Here is a 16,709-nt window from a genome sequence, read left to right on the forward strand (position 1 = left end):
CCTCTATCGGTGATCGGAGCCACCGGTCGAGGTGGGCTGCTCGTCCTTCTCGGACACGGTACCGCTGTCGGGGGTCTCGCCGTGCACGAGATCGTCGCAGGGGTGACACTCGACCTCGAAGGTGGTGTGGTCGATCCCGTGGCGGTCGTGGAGGCGCCGGCGAACCTCGTCGAGCAGGGTCTGGGACTCGTGCACCTCCATGGTCCCCTCCACCTCGAGGTGGGCCGAGAGCGAGAGGTCACCGGGCACGTGCTCCCACAGGTGCAGGTGGTGGGCCGCGGTCACCCCCTCGACCGATTCGAGGGTGTCGGCGACGTCGGCGGTCTCGACCTCGGGAGGCACGACATGCATGAGCACCCGCGTGGAGGACCGCAGCAGCTGCCAGCCGCTCCAGGCCACCCACAGGGCGATGGCGACAGCAACCGCGGGGTCGACCCAGGCGGCGTCGGCCACCAGCACCGCCGCACCGGCCACCAGCACACCGGCCGAGCCGGCGGCGTCGCCCACCAGGTGAACGACCGCGGCGCGGGTGGCGAGGCCTCCCGAGACCCGGGCGAGGAGCATCGCCGACGACGAGTTCACCACCAGGCCGACGACCGCCAGGACGATGACCCCCCAACCGTGGACCTCGGCGGGTTCCAGCAGGCGCCGGGTCGCCTCGATCACGATCCACACCGACGAACCCAACAGCAACACCGCGCTGAACAGGGCGCCGAGCACGTCGGCTCGTCCCCAGCCCCACGTGTTGCGGCGGGTGACCCCCCATGCGGCGAGGCGGATGGCGACCAGCGCGATGCCCAGGCCGACCACGTCGGTGATCTGGTGGACGCTGTCGGCGATCAGGGCGATCGATCCGAGCAGCAGCCCGAAGACGACCTGGGCCACCGCCAGCACGGTGTTGGCGGCGAGCGCGATCAGCACCGCCCCGGCGGGGGCGAGCCGGGCCGTGGTCGAAGGTGAGGGGTGCGCGTGGTCGTTTCCCACGTGTCCAGCCTGCGCCGGGCTCGTCGCGATGCGCAACGAGAGAGCGAGTCTGAGTCCCGCTCTCGCTCCCGGCCGGCGACTACTTGCGGACGACGTCCTCGTCGATCGCGGCCGCGGCCACGGCGCGGGCGACCTCGACGGCGACGGTGCGGTCGAACACCGACGGCACGATCATCTCGGTGTCGAGCTCGTCGTCGCTGACCGACTCGGCGATGGCCTTGGCCGCCGCCAGCTTCATGCCCTCGGTGATCGAGTGGGCGTGGGCGTCGAGGGCGCCGCGGAAGATGCCGGGGAACGCCAGCACGTTGTTGATCTGGTTGGGGTAGTCGCTGCGCCCCGTGGCGATGACCCGGGCCAGACCGTCGGCGGCCTCGGGACGGATCTCGGGTTCGGGGTTGGCCAGGGCGAACACGATCGGGTCGGGGGCCATGGTCCGCAGGTCGGCGGCGGTGATCAGTCCCGGACCGCTGACCCCGACGAAGACGTCGGTGCCCTCCATGATCTCGCCGAGGGTGCCGGTACGACGGTCGGGGTTGGTGTTCTCGGCGAACCACTGCTTGGCCACGTTGAGGTTGTCGCGACCCTCCCAGATGGCCCCTTGGCGGTCGGTGCCGATCACCTCGGCGACCCCGGCCGACAGCAGGATCTTGCCGATGGCGACCCCGGCGGCGCCGACACCGGCGATGACCACCCGCAGGTCCTCCATCCTGTTGCCGGTGAGCCGCAGGGCGTTCTCGAGCGCGGCGAGCACCACCACCGCGGTGCCGTGCTGGTCGTCGTGGAAGACCGGGATGTCGAGGCTGGCCTTGAGCCGGTCCTCGACCTCGAAGCAGCGCGGCGCGGCGATGTCTTCGAGGTTGATGCCACCGAAGGTCGGCGCGAGCCGCTCGACCGTCTCGACCAGCTCGTCGGCGTCGTCGATGTCGAGGCAGATGGGGAAGCCGTCGACCCCGGCGAAGGCCTTGAACAGCAGCGCCTTGCCCTCCATGACCGGCATGGCGGCGGCGGGCCCGATGTCGCCGAGGCCGAGCACCGCGGTGCCGTCGGTGACGATGGCGACCGTGTTCTGACGGATGGTGAGGTCGTGGGAGCGACGGGGGTCGTCGTGGATGGCGGTGCAGACCCGGGCCACGCCCGGCGTGTAGGCCATCGACAGGTCCTCGTTGTCGAGCACCGGGGCGAGGGGCAGCACCTCGATCTTGCCGCCCTCGTGCATGGCGAAGGTGCGGTCCTCCCACGCCATCAGCTCGATGTTGTCGAGCCCGCGGATGGCGTCGAGCACCTTCCCCTGATGGGTCTCGTCACCGCAGTTGACCACGATGTCCTCGACCAGGTGCCTGGCCTTGGCCTCGAAGCCCTCGAGGCCGACGATGTTGGCTCCCGCTGCGCCGATCGCGGTGGCGAGCTCACCCAGCGCGCCGGGCCGGTTGTTGAGCCGGACGCGGATCTTCAGCGAGTACGCAGCGGTGTTGGCCATGGCGTGCAACGGTACCGGCCGCGCCGCCTCCGGCCCCAACCGATAGCGGTGTCAGTCCTCGTAGGAGAACCCGAGGTCGGGAGCGGTCACCAGCGGGAGGAACTCGATCCCCTCGGCGGCGGCCAGGTCGCCACAGGTGCCGCCCCGGTCGACGATCGGCATGATGAGGACGGGTTCGGCTCCCAGCTCTCGCACGACCCGGGCCGCCTCCAGCGGCGACGAGCCGCGGGTGACGGTGTCCTCGACGATGACGACGTGGTCGCCGGGTTCGAGCGCTCCCGCCAGCCGTCCGGTGACACCGTGGTCCTTGTCCTCCTTGCGGATGCTGAACGACCGCAGCTCGCGCCCCTTGGTGGCGGCCACCGCGGCCACGCCGAAGGCCACAGGATCGGCGCCCGCGGTGAGGCCGCCGATGGCGGTGATGCTCTGTGGCAACAAGGCGAGCACGGCGTCGGCGACCAGGAGGATGCCGTCGGGGCGACACGCAGTCTGTTTGGAATCGATGAACCAGCTGGTGGCCTTGCCCGACTTGAGGACGAAGTCGCCACGCCGGACCGAGTGCTCGAGCAGGTGCTCGATCAGTGCTGCTCGGGGATCGGTTTCACCAGTGGAGTCGGCCATGAACCCGAACCTACCCCCCGCCACCTGCCGTTGCCGAGAGGTTCAGACGAACCTGACCTGACCGTCGCCGTGCTCGACGTCGCCGATCTCGACCGCGCGATGGCCGGCGGTGCGCAACACGTCGAGGGTCTTGTGCGCGTCGTCGGCGGGGACGGCGACCACCATGCCGAGGCCCATGTTGAAGGTCCGCACCATCTCGTCGGGAGCAACGCGGCCGGCGCGCTGGATCTCGCCGAAGATCGGGGGCGTCTCCCACGTGGAGCGGTCGATCACCGCGTCGTTGTCGGTGCCCAGCGCTCGGGGCAGGTTGCCGGTGATGCCGCCTCCGGTGATGTGGGCAACACCGCGGACGTCGACCACACGCAGCAGGTCGCGGATGGCGGGGGCGTAGATGACCGACGGGGCGAGCAGCTCGTCGCCGAGACTGTGGTGCGCGCCGTCCCACGCGGGCTCGTCGAGGGACCGACCCTGGTGCTCGAGCAGCACCCGACGGGCGAGCGAGTAGCCGTTGGAGCGCAGGTTGGGCGACGGGATGCCGATGAGACGGTCGCCGGGAGCGACGTGGTCGCCGGTGATGATCTGGTCTCGCTCGGCCACACCGACGGCGAAGCCGACGAGGTCGAACTCGCCCGGTTCCATGGCTCCGGGGTGCTCGGCCATCTCGCCGCCGATGAGCGCGCACCCGGCGGTGCGGCACCCCTCGGCCACACCTTCGACGAGCGACTCGATGTGATCGGGATCGAGTCGCCCCACCGCGATGTAGTCGAGGAAGAACAGGGGCTCGGCGCCTTGGCAGACGATGTCGTCGACGCACATGGCCACCAGGTCGACGCCGATGCTGTCGAAGCGGCCGAGCTGTTGGGCGATGAGCGCCTTGGTGCCCACGCCGTCGGTGGCCGAGACCATGACCGGGTGGCGGAACCGGTGTTGGGGGAACTCGAAGAGCCCGCCGAAGCCGCCGATGTCGCCGACGACCTCGGGGCGGAAGGTGGAGCGGACCTTGTCCTTGATGCGCTCGACCGCCAGCTCGCCGGCCGCGATGTCGACCCCGGCCCCGGCGTAGGTCTCGCCCGGTTCGACGGGAGGTTCGGTTGGTGGGGTGCTGGTGCTCAACTCGCGGTCCTGCCCAGGCGTGCGCTGGCGGCCCCGGCCTCGTCGGCGGGCAGGATGTGGTCGTCGCGGTGGAGCTTGCCCCGAGTGTCGGCGGGGACGTCGAGGTTGCCTTCGAGCACGGCCTTGCCGAGGTCGACGGGGATCTCGGTGGGGTAGTCGCCGGTGACGCAGGCGTCGCAGAAGCCGGCTTGGGCCGGTCCGGCGTCGTTGATGGCGGTGATCAGACGGTCGAGCGACAGGTAGGCGAGGGTGTCGGCGTCGAGATAGTCGCGGATCTCCTCCACGGTCAGGTTGGCCGCCAGCAGCTCGCCGCGAGTGCCGGTGTCCATGCCGTAGAAACACGGCCAGCGATACGGCGGCGACGAGATGCGCAGGTGGACCTCGGTGGCGCCGGCCTCGCGCAGCATCTTGACGATGGCGCGGGTGGTGGTGCCCCGCACGACCGAGTCGTCGATGACGACCACGCGCTTGCCCTCGATGTTCTCGCGCAGCGGGTTGAGCTTCATGCGCACCGCCTGGGCCCGCATCTCCTGGCTGGGGGCGATGAAGGTCCGGCCGATGTAGCGGTTCTTGACCAGGCCCTGGCCATAGGGGATCCCGGCCCGCAGGGCATATCCCTCGGCGGCAGGCAGCGCGGTCTCGGGCACGCCCATGACCATGTCGGCCTCGACCGGCAGCTGGTCGGCGAGCTGCTGGCCCATGTGGACCCTGGTCTGGTGGACGCTGCGACCGTAGAGCCGGGCATCGGGGCGCGAGAAGTACACGAACTCGAACAGACAGAGCTTGGGGTCGACGCGCTCGGCCCCGAACGGGTGGACCGAACGGGGTCCGGTCTCATCGATGACGACCAGCTCGCCGGGGTCGAGCTCGCGGATGAACGCGGCTCCGATGATGTCGAGCGCGGGGCTCTCGGAGGCGAGCACCCACCCCCCGTCGTCGAGGCGACCGAGGCACAGCGGGCGGAAGCCGTGGGGGTCGCGGACGCCGTAGATCCGGCTGGCGTCGCTCAGGGTGAGCGAGAACGCGCCCTCGAGGCGGGGCAGGACCTCGGCCAGCGCGGTCTCGAGCGACGCGGAGGCGCCCTCCTTGCCGAGCTCGATGGCGAGCAGCTCGGCGATGACGTCGGTGTCGCTGGCCACCGCTCCGGGCAACATGCCGGCCTCGTCGGCCAGCTCGCGGGTGTTGACCAGGTTGCCGTTGTGGCCCAGCGCGAAGCTGAGGCTGCCGACGTCGCGGAACGACGGCTGGGAGTTGCGCCAGGTGCTCGAGCCGGTGGTGGAGTAGCGGGTGTGTCCGATCGCCAGGTCGCCGGAGAGCGCGGCCAGGGTGCGTTCGTCGAAGGCGTTGGAGACCAGACCCATCTCCTTGACCACGGTGATCGTGTCGCGGTCCGACACCGCCATGCCCGCCGACTCCTGGCCACGGTGCTGCAGGGCGAACAAGCCGAGGTAGGTCAGGTGGGCGACGGGTTGTCCGGGGGCGTACACCCCGAAGACCCCGCATGCCTCCTTCGGCGAGTCGTCGTCGACGTCCGCAGCGGCGTCGAGGTCGGCGTCGGGGTCGGCCACATCCCCCATCGTAGGGGTCCGGAGCCCCAACCGGTGAACCCGGGCGATCAGCCCTGGGTGGTGCCCGATCCGAGCGCCTCGGGGAGCCGGTCGTGCCAGGCGCGGGTGGCGTCGTCGAGGCCGACGTCGAGCAGATCCTTGACCTTGAGACGGTCGCCGGTGGCGACACCGAGACGGCTGATCGGGACCCCCGCCGTGTTCGCCGCGGACTCGACGGTGGTGAGGTCCTCGGCGGCGACACAGAGCACCGCTCGTGACGGTGCCTCCGAGAACAGCTCGGCGTGATCGGCGATGCGGGCGACGTTGAACCCGACCCCCGACGACACCGCCATCTCGGTCAGGGCCACGCCCAACCCGCCGGTGGACACGTCGTGGCCGCCGAGCACCAGGCCCCCGGCGACGAGGTCGTGCACGAGCGATGCCAGCGTGGCGTGGGCGCCGGTGTGGACCGCAGCGAGGGTGCCGCCGTGGTGGCCGCGATCGAAGGCCCAGCGGGAGCCGGCCAGCTCGGACGATGGTTCGCCGAGCATGACGATCCGTCCGCCCTCGACCAGGCCCACGCCCGGCGGTCGGGCGTCGAGCAGGTCGATGATGCCGAGCACGCCGAGGATGGGGGTGGGATCGATGTTGGTGCCGCTGGACTCGTTGTAGAGGCTGACGTTGCCGCCCACCACCGGGATCCCGAAGGCACCGCAGGCCTCGGCCATCCCGTCGACGGCTTCGGAGAGCTGCCACATGACCTCGGGGTGCTCGGGGTTGCCGAAGTTGAGGCAGTTGACCAGCGCCAGCGGTCGCGCCCCCACCATGGCCAGGTTGAGCACCGATTCGGCCACGGTGTTGGCCGTGCCCGCCCGGGGGTCGACGGCGCACCAGCGGTGGTTGCCGTCGGTGGTGAGGGCGAGGCCCCGACCGGTGTCGTCGCCGCTGGTGGGGTGCTTGAGCCGGAGCACCGCGGCATCGCCGCCGGGGGCGACCACGGTGTTGAGGAACAGCTGGTGGTCGTACTGGGACCACACCCACGAGGTGTCGGCCAGCATGGCGAGCAGGTCGGTGCCCACGTCGTCGGGTGGCGGCACGCGGCTCGGGCTGTCGGCCCGGCGCTGGTCGAGGTCGGCGGGCGGAGCGAGGGGCCGGTGGTACTTGGGGGCGGCGTCGTGCAGCGAGGAGGCGGGGATCTTCGCCAGCTCGGGACCCTCGAAGCCGTCGAGGATCCGGAGCCACCCGGTGCCGCCGCTGTCGGGGTCGGGGTCGGTGACCCGGCCGATGACGCTCGACTGGATCTCCCACCGGGTGCAGATCGCCATCACCCGATCGGCGTTGGCCGGTTCGACGATGGCCAGCATGCGCTCCTGGGACTCGCTGGTCATGATCTCGAAGGGCTCCATGTCGGCCTCTCGGATCGGGATGGCCGACAGGTCGACGTCCATTCCCATCCCTCCACGGGAGGCGGTCTCGGAGGTCGCGCCCGACAGGCCGGCCGCGCCGAGATCCTGGATGCCGACGACCAGTCCCGAGTCGAGCAGTTCGAGGCAGGCCTCGATGAGGCGCTTCTCCTCGAACGGGTCGCCGACCTGCACGCTGGGCCGCTTGTCGGCGTCGGTGTCGGAGAACCCGGCCGAGGCCAGCACGCTGGCTCCGCCGATCCCGTCGCGGCCGGTGGAGTTCCCGAGCAGGATCGCCAGGTTGCCGGCCCCGGTGGCCTGGCCGAGCACGAGTCGCTCGACGGGGAGGATGCCCAGGCACAGCACGTTGACGAGGGGGTTGCCGGTGTAGGTGGGGTCGAAGACGGTCTCGCCGCCGACGGTGGGGACCCCGACCGAGTTGCCGTAGCCGGAGATGCCGCTGACCACACCTTCGGCGATCCAGCGGCTGCGGGCGTCGTCGAGGGGACCGAACCGGAGCGGGTCCATCAAGGCGATGGGGCGCGCCCCCATGGTGAAGATGTCGCGCAGGATGCCGCCGACACCGGTGGCCGCACCCTGGTAGGGCTCGATGGCCGACGGGTGGTTGTGGCTCTCGATGCGGAACGCCACCGCGATGCCGTCGCCGACATCGACGACACCGGCGTTCTCGCCGGGGCCCACCAGCACCGCCTCGCCCTCGCTGGGGAGACGCCCGAGATGGACCCGGGACGACTTGTACGAGCAGTGCTCGGACCACATCACGGCGTACATGGCCAGCTCGAGCGAGTTGGGGACCCGACCGAGGATGCGCTCGATCTCGGCCGCTTCGTCGTCGGTCAACCCGAGTGATCGGTGAAGGGGCTCGCTCATGTCCTGAACGGTACCCGCGACCGCCCGGGCCGGTGGACGCCGACAATGGCCCGGCGCCTACCTGCAGCTCATCGCTCTATGGCCGTGGAATCGGTGGCTTGAACATCGCACGGTTTCGTGGTCTTCTATCGGGTGATGCCTACCAACAAGAAGCGCAAGATGGAGATGACCGACGAGCACAAAGCTGCTCTCGCAGAAGGACGAGCACAGGGGCGCGCAGTTCGTCGCTATCTGGAGGCGCTGGAAGCTCACAAACCCAAGAGAGGGCGCAAGCGCACCCCCGAATCCATCAAGAAGCGTCTCGAACGCATCGATGTGGAGCTGGCCGATGCCGATCCGGTCAAGCGTCTCGAACTGACCCAGGAACGGATGAATCTGCAGTCCGAGCTCGATGCCGGAACCAACAAGGTCGACCTCACCGAGCTCGAATCCGAGTTCGTGAAGGCGGCCAAGCCCTATGCCGAACGCAAGGCAATCTCCTATGAGGCGTTCCGCGCCGTCGGTGTGCCGGCGGCGACCTTGCGCGACGCCGGGATCACCCGCGGCCGCACCTGACCCGCATCCGCTGTCCGGTCCGGTCGCGGGTCGGCTGTCTCAGGCGGCTCGGGGGTGGGCAGCGGCGTCGAGCAGCGACGCGAACAGCCGCCGACCGTCGACCGAGCCGAGGATCTCGAGCATGGCTCGCTCCGGGTGTGGCATGAGACCGACCACGTTGCGGCCGGCCGAGCAGATCCCCGCGATGTCGTCGACCGACCCGTTGGGGTTGTCGACATAGCGCAGCACCACTCGGTCATCGCCGTGCAGCTCGGCCAGGGTTTCGGGTGAACAGGTGTAGTTTCCCTCGAAGTGGTTGATGGGAACGACCAGCTCGGTGCCCGGCTCGATTCCGCTCGTGAGCACCGAGTCGCTCGAGTCGACCCGAAGCCGTGACGGTCCGCACAGAAACTTGAGACCTCGGTTCTTCTGCAACGCACCGGGCAGCATTCCGGCCTCGGTGAGGACCTGAAACCCGTTGCAGACCCCGACGACGGGTCCACCGTCGCGGGCGAAGTTCGATACTGCATCCATGATGGGCGAGAAGCGGGCGATGGCGCCGGGGCGCAGGTAGTCGCCATGGGCAAACCCGCCGGGGACCACCACGGCATCGACCCCGCCGAGGGAGCGGTCGCCGTGCCAGAGGATCTCGCCGCTGCCACCGAGCATCCCGACCGCTTCGACGACGTCGAGCTCGCAGTTCGAGCCCGGGAACAGCACGACCCCGACCCGTGCACTCATGCGGTGGCCGCGGCGGTGACGGTGATGTTGGCGTCCTCGATCACCGGGTTGGTGAGGAACCGGTTGCACATGTCGGTGACCTCGGCCCTGGCCGATGCTTCATCGACGGCGTCGAGGGTGAAGCGGATGCTCTTGCCCACGTGGACCCCGGACACACCCTCGAACCCCAGGGCCGGGAGCGAACGCTCGATGGTGGCCCCTTCGGGGTCGGCCACACCGGCACGGAGACGGACCTCGATCTGCACGTCGAACGTCATGGTTTCATCGTCCCACATCGGTCGATGCACCGGGCCAGTCGGCGAGGGAGCGGCCGCTGATGCGCTCGTAGGCCTCGACGTAGCGGGTGCGGGTGGCGGCGACGATCTCGGGGGGGAGCGACGGCGGGGGCGGGGTCTTGTCCCAGTCGAGGGTCTCGAGCCAGTCGCGCAGGGGCTGTTTGTCGAACGCAGGTGGGGTGGTGCCGGGCTGCCACTGGTCGGCCGGCCAGAAGCGCGACGAGTCGGGGGTGAGCACCTCGTCGGCCACGACCAGCTCGCCCCTGACCACGCCCAGCTCGAACTTGGTGTCGGCGATGATGATGCCCCGCTCGGCCGCGAGGGCGGCGCCACGCTCGTAGAGGGCGAGCGAGATGGCCCGCGCCGCCTCGGCCCGTTCGGCGCCGACGAGGCCGATCGCCTGGTCGAAGCTGATGTTCTCGTCGTGGTCGCCGAGCTCGGCCTTGGTGGAAGGGGTGAAGATCGGCTCGGGCAACCGGTCGGACTCGCGGAGCCCGGCGGGGAGTCGGCGTCCGTGGACGGTGCCCCGCCGCTGGTACTCCTTCCAGGCCGAGCCGGCCAGGTAGCCGCGCACGATGCACTCGATCGGCAACATGTCGGCCCGCCGGCACAGCATCGACCGGCCGGCCAGCTCCGGTCGCTGCGCCTCGGCGGGGAAGTCGTCGATCGAGGTGCTCACCAGGTGGCTGGGCGCGACGTCGGCGAGCTCGTCGAACCAGAAGACCGACATGGCGGTCAGCACCCTCCCCTTGTCGGGGATCGGTTCGGCCATGACGACGTCGAAGGCCGAGATGCGGTCGGAGGCGACCAGCAACAGGTTCCGGTCACCCGCGTCGTACACCGACCGGACCTTGCCCGCGTGCAACAGCGGCAGCGGCAGGTCGGGGAGCGACGGCATCGTGGTCACCGGATCGGTGCCGGGCGGTAGGCCGCGGCCTCGGGGTGGGCGGCGGCGAGGCGGGCGGCTCGATCGGCGACGGCGTCGACCTGGGTCCCGGCGGCACCGGTGAACGACAACGGGTCGGCGACGAGCTTGGCGACGGTGCTGGCGTCGAGCCCGAGCCGGTCGTCGGCGGCGAGGCGGTCGAGCAGGTCGGCGGCCTCGGTGGGGCGCTCGCGCCGGTCGAGGGCGGCGGCCACCGCGTGCTCCTTGACGATCTCGTGGGCGTGCTCGCGCCCGACCCCGGCGTCGACGGCGGCGGTGAGGACTCGGGTGGTGGCGAGGAACGGCAGGTTGCGGGCCAGTTCGGCCTCGATGACCGCCGGGTAGGCGCCGAAGTCGTCGAGCACGGTGAGGAAGGTCTCGAACAGCCCGTCGAGGGCGTAGAAGGAGTCGGGGAGCGCCACCCGCCGCACGACCGAGCACGACACGTCGCCCTCGTTCCACTGGTCGCCGGCCAGGGCCGAGACCATGGTGAGGTGGCCCGAGAGGATGGCGGCCAGGCCGTTGACCCGTTCGGAGGACCGGGTGTTCATCTTGTGCGGCATGGCCGACGAGCCCACCTGACCGGCGGCGAAGCCCTCGGTGACCAGGTCGTGGCCGGCCATGAGCCGGATCGAGGTGGCGAACGACGACGGTCCGGCGGCAGCCTGGACCAGCGCCGAGACCACGTCGAGATCGAGCGAACGGGGATAGACCTGGCCGACGGCGGTGAGCACCTGTTCGAACCCCAGATGGGTGGCGACCCGCGACTCGAGGTCGACGGCCAGGCCGGGGTCGCCGAGCACGTCGATCTGGTCCTGTTGGGTGCCGACCGGGCCCTTGATGCCCCGCAACGGGTAGCGGGCCAGCAGGTCGGTGACCCGGTCGAGCGCGGCGAGGGTCTCCTCGGCGGCGTTGGCGAACCGCTTGCCCAGGGTGGTGGCCTGGGCGGGCACGTTGTGGCTGCGGCCGGTGATGACGGTGTCGCGGTGCTCGGTCGCCCGCTCGGCCAGACGCACGGCGGTGGTGACCAGGCGGTCGCGCACCAGGGTGAGCGCGTGGCGCACCTGGAGCTGCTCGACGTTCTCGGTGAGGTCGCGCGAGGTCATGCCCCGGTGGATGTGCTCGTGGCCGGCCAGCGCGCAGAACTCCTCGATGCGCGCCTTCACGTCGTGTCTGGTCACCGACTCGCGCCGGTCGATCGAGTCGAGGTCGACCTGGTCGACCACGGCCTCGTAGTCCTCGATGACCCCGTCGGGCACCTCGACGCCGAGGTCGCGCTGGGCCCGCAGCACGGCGATCCACAAGCGGCGCTCGAGCACCACCTTGTTGCGCGGCGACCAGATGGCGCGCATGGCCTCGGAGGCGTAGCGCTCGGCCAACACGTTGGGGATCACCTCGTCCACCTGGTCGCTCCTGTCGTGGGTCGCTCCGATTGTGCCATTCGGCCCATCAAGAGCGCTGGGGGCCCCGCCGACAACAGAAGAGAAGGCGAGCGTCGTCGACATGGCGCTCCACCCGACCGATCTGAGGTTCCAGCACCATGGACGGACACTGCGACAAGCATGTCTTCGAGGCCAAGGACGCCACCTGCCGCAACTGCGGAGGCGACTTCTGCGCCGACTGTCTCGTGTACGCCCACGGACCGAAGAAGCCGCCGCTGTGTGTGAACTGTGCGCTGACCGCGGCGGGGATCCGATCGACCGCAGCCCGCCCGGTCGTGCGGACCAAGCGCGAGATCAAGCGCGAGGAGAAGGCCAAGAAGCGGGCCGAGAAGCTGGCCGCCAAGGCCCGCAGCTCGGTCGCCACCGACGCGCTGTACGACGCCAGGCCGGTCAGCGACTCGCCGAACACAGGGGCGCCGGGCGGCCCCGGGGTCGAGTTCGAGTTCACCATCAACGACGACGGGTCGATCGAGCGCCCCGCGGAGCGCCAGGCCAGCTGAGCCGGGCCGCTCGGCCAGGCTCACCGCGTCACCCATCGCTCGCCACGACCGCCCCGGCAACGGCGCCGAGGGCGATGTCGCGGCGAGCGTGCTTTCCGGGCCAGGAGATGGCGTCGGCCGCGTCGTAGGCTCGGGCCCGCGCCTCGGTGAGGGTCGGCGCCAGCGCGGTGACCGACAGGACCCGGCCGCCGGCGGTGATCAGGTGCCCATCGTCGTCGCGAGCGACCCCGGCACCGTAGATCGAGATGCCGTCCATGGCCCCGGCCTGGTCGATCCCCTCGATGCGGTCACCGGTGCGGGGTGAGGTGGGATAGCCCTCGGTGGCGGCGACCACGGTGACCGCGGCGTCGTCGACGAAGGCGGGTTCGGTCGCCAGCTCGCCCGACGCCGCCTCGGCCAGCAGGGCGGCGAGGTCCCCGGCGTAGCGGGGCAGCACCACCTGGGCCTCGGGGTCACCGAAGCGCACGTTGTACTCGACCAGCTTGGGTCCCTCGGGGGTGAGCATGAGCCCCGCGTAGAGCACGCCCCGGTAGTCGATGCCACGGTCGCGGAGCACGGCGAGGGTCGGTTCGACGAAGCGATCCATGATGGTGCCGACCAGGTCGTCGTCGACGATCGGCACCGGTGAGTAGGCGCCCATGCCGCCGGTGTTGGGCCCCCGGTCGTCGTCGAAGGCCCGCTTGTAGTCCTGGGCGGGAGCGAGAGGTACCGCGCGCCGGCCGTCGCAGACGGCGAGCAGCGACAGCTCGGGGCCGGTCATGCCCTCCTCGATGACCACGGTGCGCCCGGCGTCGCCGAAGCGGTCGCCCGACAGGTAGCCGGCAACGGCCTCGGACGCCTCGGCCCGGTCGGCGGTGACGAGCACGCCCTTGCCGGCGGCGAGCCCGTCGGTCTTGATGACATAGAGGTCGCCGAGGGTGTCGAGGAACGCCTCGGCCCCGGCCCGGTCGGCGAAGGTGCGGTGACGGGCGGTGGGGACGTCGGCGCCGGCGACCAGCTCCTTCATCCACGCCTTGGAGCCCTCGAGGTGGGCGCCGTCGGCGCCGGGCCCGAACACCAGCTTGCCCTGGGCCCGCAACCGGTCGGCCAGGCCGTCGACCAGCGGTGCTTCGGGGCCGACGACGAACAGGTCGGCGTCGATCGACTCGGGCGGGGCGTCGGTGGACCCGGGGACGAGCGGGTTGCCGGGGGTGACCACGACCTCGGCGGTGCGGCCCAGCACGTCGGCCAGCACGTGCTCGCGAGCACCGTTGCCGACGACACAGACCTTCATGGGACCTCCTGGTCAGGCGGCGTAGTGGATGAACTGCTCGCGGCCGGGACCGACCCCGACCAGACGGATGGGCACCCCCACCTGGTCCTCCAGGAAGTCGAGGTAGGCCTGGGTCGTCTTGGGGAGCTGGTGGCGTTCGGTGGCACCGCTGATGTCCTCGTCCCAGCCGGGCAGCTCCTCGTAGATCGGCGTGCACTTGTGCAGCACCGACTGGTGGTAGGGCATCGCCTCGATGCGCTCGCCTTCGTGGTCGTAGGCGACGCACACCTTGAGCGGACCGAGCCCCCCGAGGATGTCGAGCTTGGTGATGGCGAGCTCGGACATGGAGTTGAGGCGCACGGCGTGGCGCATCATCACCGCGTCGAACCAGCCGGGTCGGCGGCGGCGCTTGGTGTTGACCCCGTACTCGTGGCCCTTCTCGACGATGGTGTCGCCGAGGTCGTCGAGCAGCTCGGTGGGGAACGGTCCCGATCCGACCCGGGTGACGTAGGCCTTGCCGATGCCGATCACCCGGTCGATGTGGCGGGGACCGATGCCGGCCCCGGTGCAGGCCCCGCCGGCGACGGGGTTGGACGAGGTGACGTAGGGATAGGTGCCGTGGTCGAGGTCGAGGAAGGTGGCCTGGGCACCTTCGAGCAGCACGTGCTGGCCGGCTTCGAGCGCCTCGTGGACCAGGCCGACGGTGTCGGCGATGTGGGGCTCGAGTCGGGGCAGGTAGACCTCGAGGTAGTCGTGGGCGATGGCCTCGGCATCGGCCGGCAGCCGGTTGAACACCTTGGCCAGGACCGAGTTCTTCTCCTTGAGGACCTGCTCGAGCTTCTCGCGGAAGATCTTGGGGTCGAGCAGGTCCTGGACGCGGATGCCGACCCGGGACGACTTGTCGGCATAGGCCGGGCCGATGCCCCGCTTGGTGGTGCCCAGCTTGTTGCGGCCCAGGCGACGCTCGATCAACATGTCGAGCTCTTGGTGGTAGGGCAGGATCAGGTGGGCGTTGCCGCTGAGCTTGAGGTTGGACGTGCTGATCCCCTTGGACTCGAGCATGTCCATCTCGGCGATCAGGACCTTGGGATCGACCACGACGCCGTTGCCGATGACGGTGACGATGTGGTCGTAGAGGGCACCGCTGGGGACGAGCTGGAGGCCGAAGGACTCACCGTCGACGACGATGGTGTGCCCCGCGTTGTGGCCGCCCTGGTAGCGGACGACCATCGACATCTCCTTGGCAACGAGATCGGTGAACTTCCCCTTGCCCTCATCGCCCCACTGGGACCCGACGAGAACCGTGGCTGGCACGCGCATCTCTCTTTCGAAACAGCCGGGTGTGACGTCACATGGTACCGCCCCCGCCTGGTGGGGCTGGAATCGTTTGCGGGCGCACGCGAGAAGGGGGCAGCACCCTGGCTGCCCCCTTCCCGGAGACCGGGGAGTTCGCCCGTCCCCGGATCTGGTGCGGCCGTGGTGGCCGCGTGCTGCTATCCCTCGCCGCGCCGTGCGAACTGGGTGAAGCTGAACCCGCCGCTGAGGATGCCGAGCGCCATGAGCGCCAACGACAGGCTGCTCGCACCGGTGCGGGGAAGGGTGGCGCCATCGCTGGCAGCCCCGCTGGGAGCTTCGGGCTCGACCGCACCGGCCTCGACCTCGGTGCCGAGCACCACACTCTCCTCGTCGTCGGGCTCGGTCGTTGTGGTGGTCGTGGTCGTGGTGATCACCTCATCCGCCGGGGCATCGGGGTCACGGGGCACGGTGATGGTCGGGGTGCCAGAGCCTTGGTCCTCCTCACCTTCGTCCTCCTCTTCACCTTCGTCCTCCTGGCCCTCGTCCTCTTCACCCTCACCTTCGTCCTCTTGGCACTCCTCGAGGCTGGGGTTCAGCTCGCACAGATCGGGAGGTCCACACAGCTGCGGGTCGTCGAGGCACGGGTCGATGCACTCGGGAGCTCCGATCACCGGAACTGTCTCCGTGGCCACGTCGACCTCGGGATCGCCCGGCTCCCACTCCTGGGTGTCGGGGTTCCACACGTACTCGGTCGTGGTCGTCGTCGTGGTGACTTCCTGGGTGCTGGCCTCGCAGTCGACCGGGCCGTGGCTGGTCTCGACGACCACCTCGGGCTCGGGCGGGCACTCCTCGCCCTCATAGGACTCGGTCTCGATCTGGACATCCTCGACCGGTGCACCGAGCTCCCAGTCCTGGGTGTCGGGGTTCCACACGTACTCGGTGGTGGTGGTGGTGGTGGTCGTGGTGCTCTCGCCGGCATCGCAGTCCACGTCGATCTCGGTCGCGACCTCGACCTCCGCAGCGGGCTGCTCGGGACAGGGGTACTCGACCGTCACCGTCCCGTCGGTGGCGGGATCGGTGGTGAGCTCCCACCCGTCACCTGGCGGATCGTCCACCGCGAAGAACTGCGGCGGGCCGTACTCGGCGGGCACGACGCGCTCCCACTCGAGGAAGACCAAGACGCTCTCCCCAGTCGCGTACCAGCCGTCGCCAGGAGGCGGCCCATCGAGAAAGAACCGCCACTCGGTCTCGGTGGTCTCCTCCTCGAGGACCTCGTGCCACTCGTGGGCGGGAACGTCCTCGGTACAGACCTCCGGCGCCTCTTGAGCCGTGGCGGCAGGTGCGACCGCGAGGGCGGCGGCGAACAGGGTCAGGGTGATGATGGCCGAGAGCGTCGCTCTGCGACCTCGGTTCGGGGTGGGCATGTTCCGGTCTCCTCGTGCTCGACCGGGCACCTCACGAACGCGACGGACCCGGCCAGTGCTTGCGTGGCATACGGGCCGGGTTCGCTCTGGCTCCCCCACCGACTGTGTGCGACCAAAGAGTCGGTGGGATCGCTGCCTCCCGCTCTGGTCAGACCGCAGTTCCGGCCTGACCACGCTGCGCAGTATCCGTGCCACCGAGTGCGTCCGCATGAGCCGGGAGTCCCAATCTGCGCGAAATGGGCCATCGGACCCACGCCGTCGCACGCGACGAGCGGAGGGCCCCA

15 protein-coding genes are annotated in these 16,709 nt (G+C 70.2%); 2 read left to right on the top strand and 13 right to left on the bottom strand.

Going from position 1 to position 16,709, the window contains the following annotated elements; genetic code table 11:
- Positions 1 to 3: 3 nt before the first annotated feature.
- The 6 genes from U5K29_02920 to purL all read right to left on the bottom strand — a co-directional run bounded on the left by U5K29_02920 (position 4) and on the right by purL (position 8,036).
- A complete protein-coding gene (locus tag U5K29_02920) occupies positions 4 to 984 on the bottom strand; it encodes a cation diffusion facilitator family transporter (protein MDZ7677485.1) in 981 nt (326 codons plus the stop codon).
- 79 nt (positions 985 to 1,063) lie between these two features.
- Positions 1,064 to 2,461, bottom strand: coding sequence for an NAD-dependent malic enzyme (locus U5K29_02925; protein MDZ7677486.1), 1,398 nt, complete (start codon positions 2,459 to 2,461; stop codon positions 1,064 to 1,066).
- A gap of 51 nt (positions 2,462 to 2,512) precedes the next feature.
- Positions 2,513 to 3,082 carry an orotate phosphoribosyltransferase gene (pyrE, locus tag U5K29_02930; GenBank protein ID MDZ7677487.1) on the bottom strand — a complete coding sequence of 190 codons (570 nt, stop codon included), beginning with the start codon at positions 3,080 to 3,082 and terminating at the stop codon, positions 2,513 to 2,515.
- 42 nt (positions 3,083 to 3,124) lie between these two features.
- Positions 3,125 to 4,195, bottom strand: a complete 1,071-nt coding sequence (gene purM, locus U5K29_02935; GenBank protein MDZ7677488.1) for a phosphoribosylformylglycinamidine cyclo-ligase — start codon at positions 4,193 to 4,195, stop codon at positions 3,125 to 3,127.
- The gene (gene purF / locus U5K29_02940; GenBank protein ID MDZ7677489.1) at positions 4,192 to 5,763 is read right to left on the bottom strand and encodes an amidophosphoribosyltransferase; all 1,572 of its coding nucleotides are present in this window, start codon (positions 5,761 to 5,763) and stop codon (positions 4,192 to 4,194) included. Before purF ends, purM begins: the two co-directional genes overlap by 4 nt.
- 47 nt (positions 5,764 to 5,810) lie before the next feature.
- Positions 5,811 to 8,036 carry a phosphoribosylformylglycinamidine synthase subunit PurL gene (purL, locus tag U5K29_02945; GenBank protein ID MDZ7677490.1) on the bottom strand — a complete coding sequence of 742 codons (2,226 nt, stop codon included), beginning with the start codon at positions 8,034 to 8,036 and terminating at the stop codon, positions 5,811 to 5,813.
- Between the two features lie 159 nt (positions 8,037 to 8,195).
- Between purL and U5K29_02950 the strand changes: the two genes are divergently transcribed.
- Positions 8,196 to 8,591 (top strand): hypothetical protein, encoded by a 396-nt coding sequence (locus U5K29_02950; GenBank protein MDZ7677491.1) that lies wholly within the window; start codon positions 8,196 to 8,198, stop codon positions 8,589 to 8,591.
- Positions 8,592 to 8,630: 39 nt separating this feature from the next.
- Here the strand turns inward: U5K29_02950 and purQ are convergent, their stop codons facing one another.
- Genes purQ through purB form a run of 4 tightly spaced genes read right to left on the bottom strand, consistent with a single transcriptional unit; the run spans position 8,631 to position 11,914 of the window.
- A complete protein-coding gene (gene purQ / locus U5K29_02955) occupies positions 8,631 to 9,311 on the bottom strand; it encodes a phosphoribosylformylglycinamidine synthase subunit PurQ (protein ID MDZ7677492.1) in 681 nt (226 codons plus the stop codon).
- Positions 9,308 to 9,568, bottom strand: a complete 261-nt coding sequence (gene purS / locus U5K29_02960; GenBank protein ID MDZ7677493.1) for a phosphoribosylformylglycinamidine synthase subunit PurS — start codon at positions 9,566 to 9,568, stop codon at positions 9,308 to 9,310. The genes purQ and purS overlap by 4 nt, the downstream gene beginning before the upstream one ends.
- A gap of 4 nt (positions 9,569 to 9,572) precedes the next feature.
- Complete coding sequence (locus U5K29_02965) at positions 9,573 to 10,484, bottom strand: phosphoribosylaminoimidazolesuccinocarboxamide synthase (protein ID MDZ7677494.1); 912 nt, start codon at positions 10,482 to 10,484, stop codon at positions 9,573 to 9,575.
- A gap of 5 nt (positions 10,485 to 10,489) precedes the next feature.
- Positions 10,490 to 11,914, bottom strand: a complete 1,425-nt coding sequence (gene purB, locus U5K29_02970; GenBank protein MDZ7677495.1) for an adenylosuccinate lyase — start codon at positions 11,912 to 11,914, stop codon at positions 10,490 to 10,492.
- Between the two features lie 137 nt (positions 11,915 to 12,051).
- Between purB and U5K29_02975 the strand changes: the two genes are divergently transcribed.
- Positions 12,052 to 12,453: a hypothetical protein gene (locus U5K29_02975; GenBank protein MDZ7677496.1), complete on the top strand. Its 402-nt coding sequence runs from the start codon at positions 12,052 to 12,054 to the stop codon at positions 12,451 to 12,453.
- Between the two features lie 28 nt (positions 12,454 to 12,481).
- On the opposite strand, the gene purD is transcribed toward U5K29_02975, so the two are convergent.
- The 3 genes from purD to U5K29_02990 all read right to left on the bottom strand — a co-directional run bounded on the left by purD (position 12,482) and on the right by U5K29_02990 (position 16,425).
- Positions 12,482 to 13,726, bottom strand: coding sequence for a phosphoribosylamine--glycine ligase (purD, locus tag U5K29_02980; GenBank protein MDZ7677497.1), 1,245 nt, complete (start codon positions 13,724 to 13,726; stop codon positions 12,482 to 12,484).
- Between the two features lie 12 nt (positions 13,727 to 13,738).
- A complete protein-coding gene (locus U5K29_02985; protein ID MDZ7677498.1) occupies positions 13,739 to 15,019 on the bottom strand; it encodes an adenylosuccinate synthase in 1,281 nt (426 codons plus the stop codon).
- 179 nt (positions 15,020 to 15,198) lie between these two features.
- On the bottom strand, positions 15,199 to 16,425 hold the full coding sequence (locus U5K29_02990; GenBank protein ID MDZ7677499.1) for a hypothetical protein: 1,227 nt from the start codon (positions 16,423 to 16,425) through the stop codon (positions 15,199 to 15,201).
- Between the last annotated feature and the right edge of the window lie 284 nt (positions 16,426 to 16,709).

The sequence above is a fragment of the Acidimicrobiales bacterium genome (assembly GCA_034521975.1).
In the GTDB taxonomy this organism is placed as follows: domain Bacteria; phylum Actinomycetota; class Acidimicrobiia; order Acidimicrobiales; family SKKL01; genus SKKL01.

Bases quoted from the DNA above. Each gene is read 5' to 3' on its own strand.
- U5K29_02925 (MDZ7677486.1), bottom strand. From the start codon at position 2,461: ATGGCCAACACCGCTGCGTACTCGCTGAAGATCCGCGTCCGGCTCAAC.
- pyrE (MDZ7677487.1), bottom strand. From the start codon at position 3,082: ATGGCCGACTCCACTGGTGAAACCGATCCCCGAGCAGCACTGATCGAG.
- purL (MDZ7677490.1), bottom strand. From the start codon at position 8,036: ATGAGCGAGCCCCTTCACCGATCACTCGGGTTGACCGACGACGAAGCG.
- U5K29_02950 (MDZ7677491.1), top strand. From the start codon at position 8,196: ATGGAGATGACCGACGAGCACAAAGCTGCTCTCGCAGAAGGACGAGCA.
- purQ (MDZ7677492.1), bottom strand. From the start codon at position 9,311: ATGAGTGCACGGGTCGGGGTCGTGCTGTTCCCGGGCTCGAACTGCGAG.
- purS (MDZ7677493.1), bottom strand. From the start codon at position 9,568: ATGACGTTCGACGTGCAGATCGAGGTCCGTCTCCGTGCCGGTGTGGCC.
- U5K29_02965 (MDZ7677494.1), bottom strand. From the start codon at position 10,484: ATGCCGTCGCTCCCCGACCTGCCGCTGCCGCTGTTGCACGCGGGCAAG.
- U5K29_02975 (MDZ7677496.1), top strand. From the start codon at position 12,052: ATGGACGGACACTGCGACAAGCATGTCTTCGAGGCCAAGGACGCCACC.
- purD (MDZ7677497.1), bottom strand. From the start codon at position 13,726: ATGAAGGTCTGTGTCGTCGGCAACGGTGCTCGCGAGCACGTGCTGGCC.
- U5K29_02990 (MDZ7677499.1), bottom strand. From the start codon at position 16,425: ATGCCCACCCCGAACCGAGGTCGCAGAGCGACGCTCTCGGCCATCATC.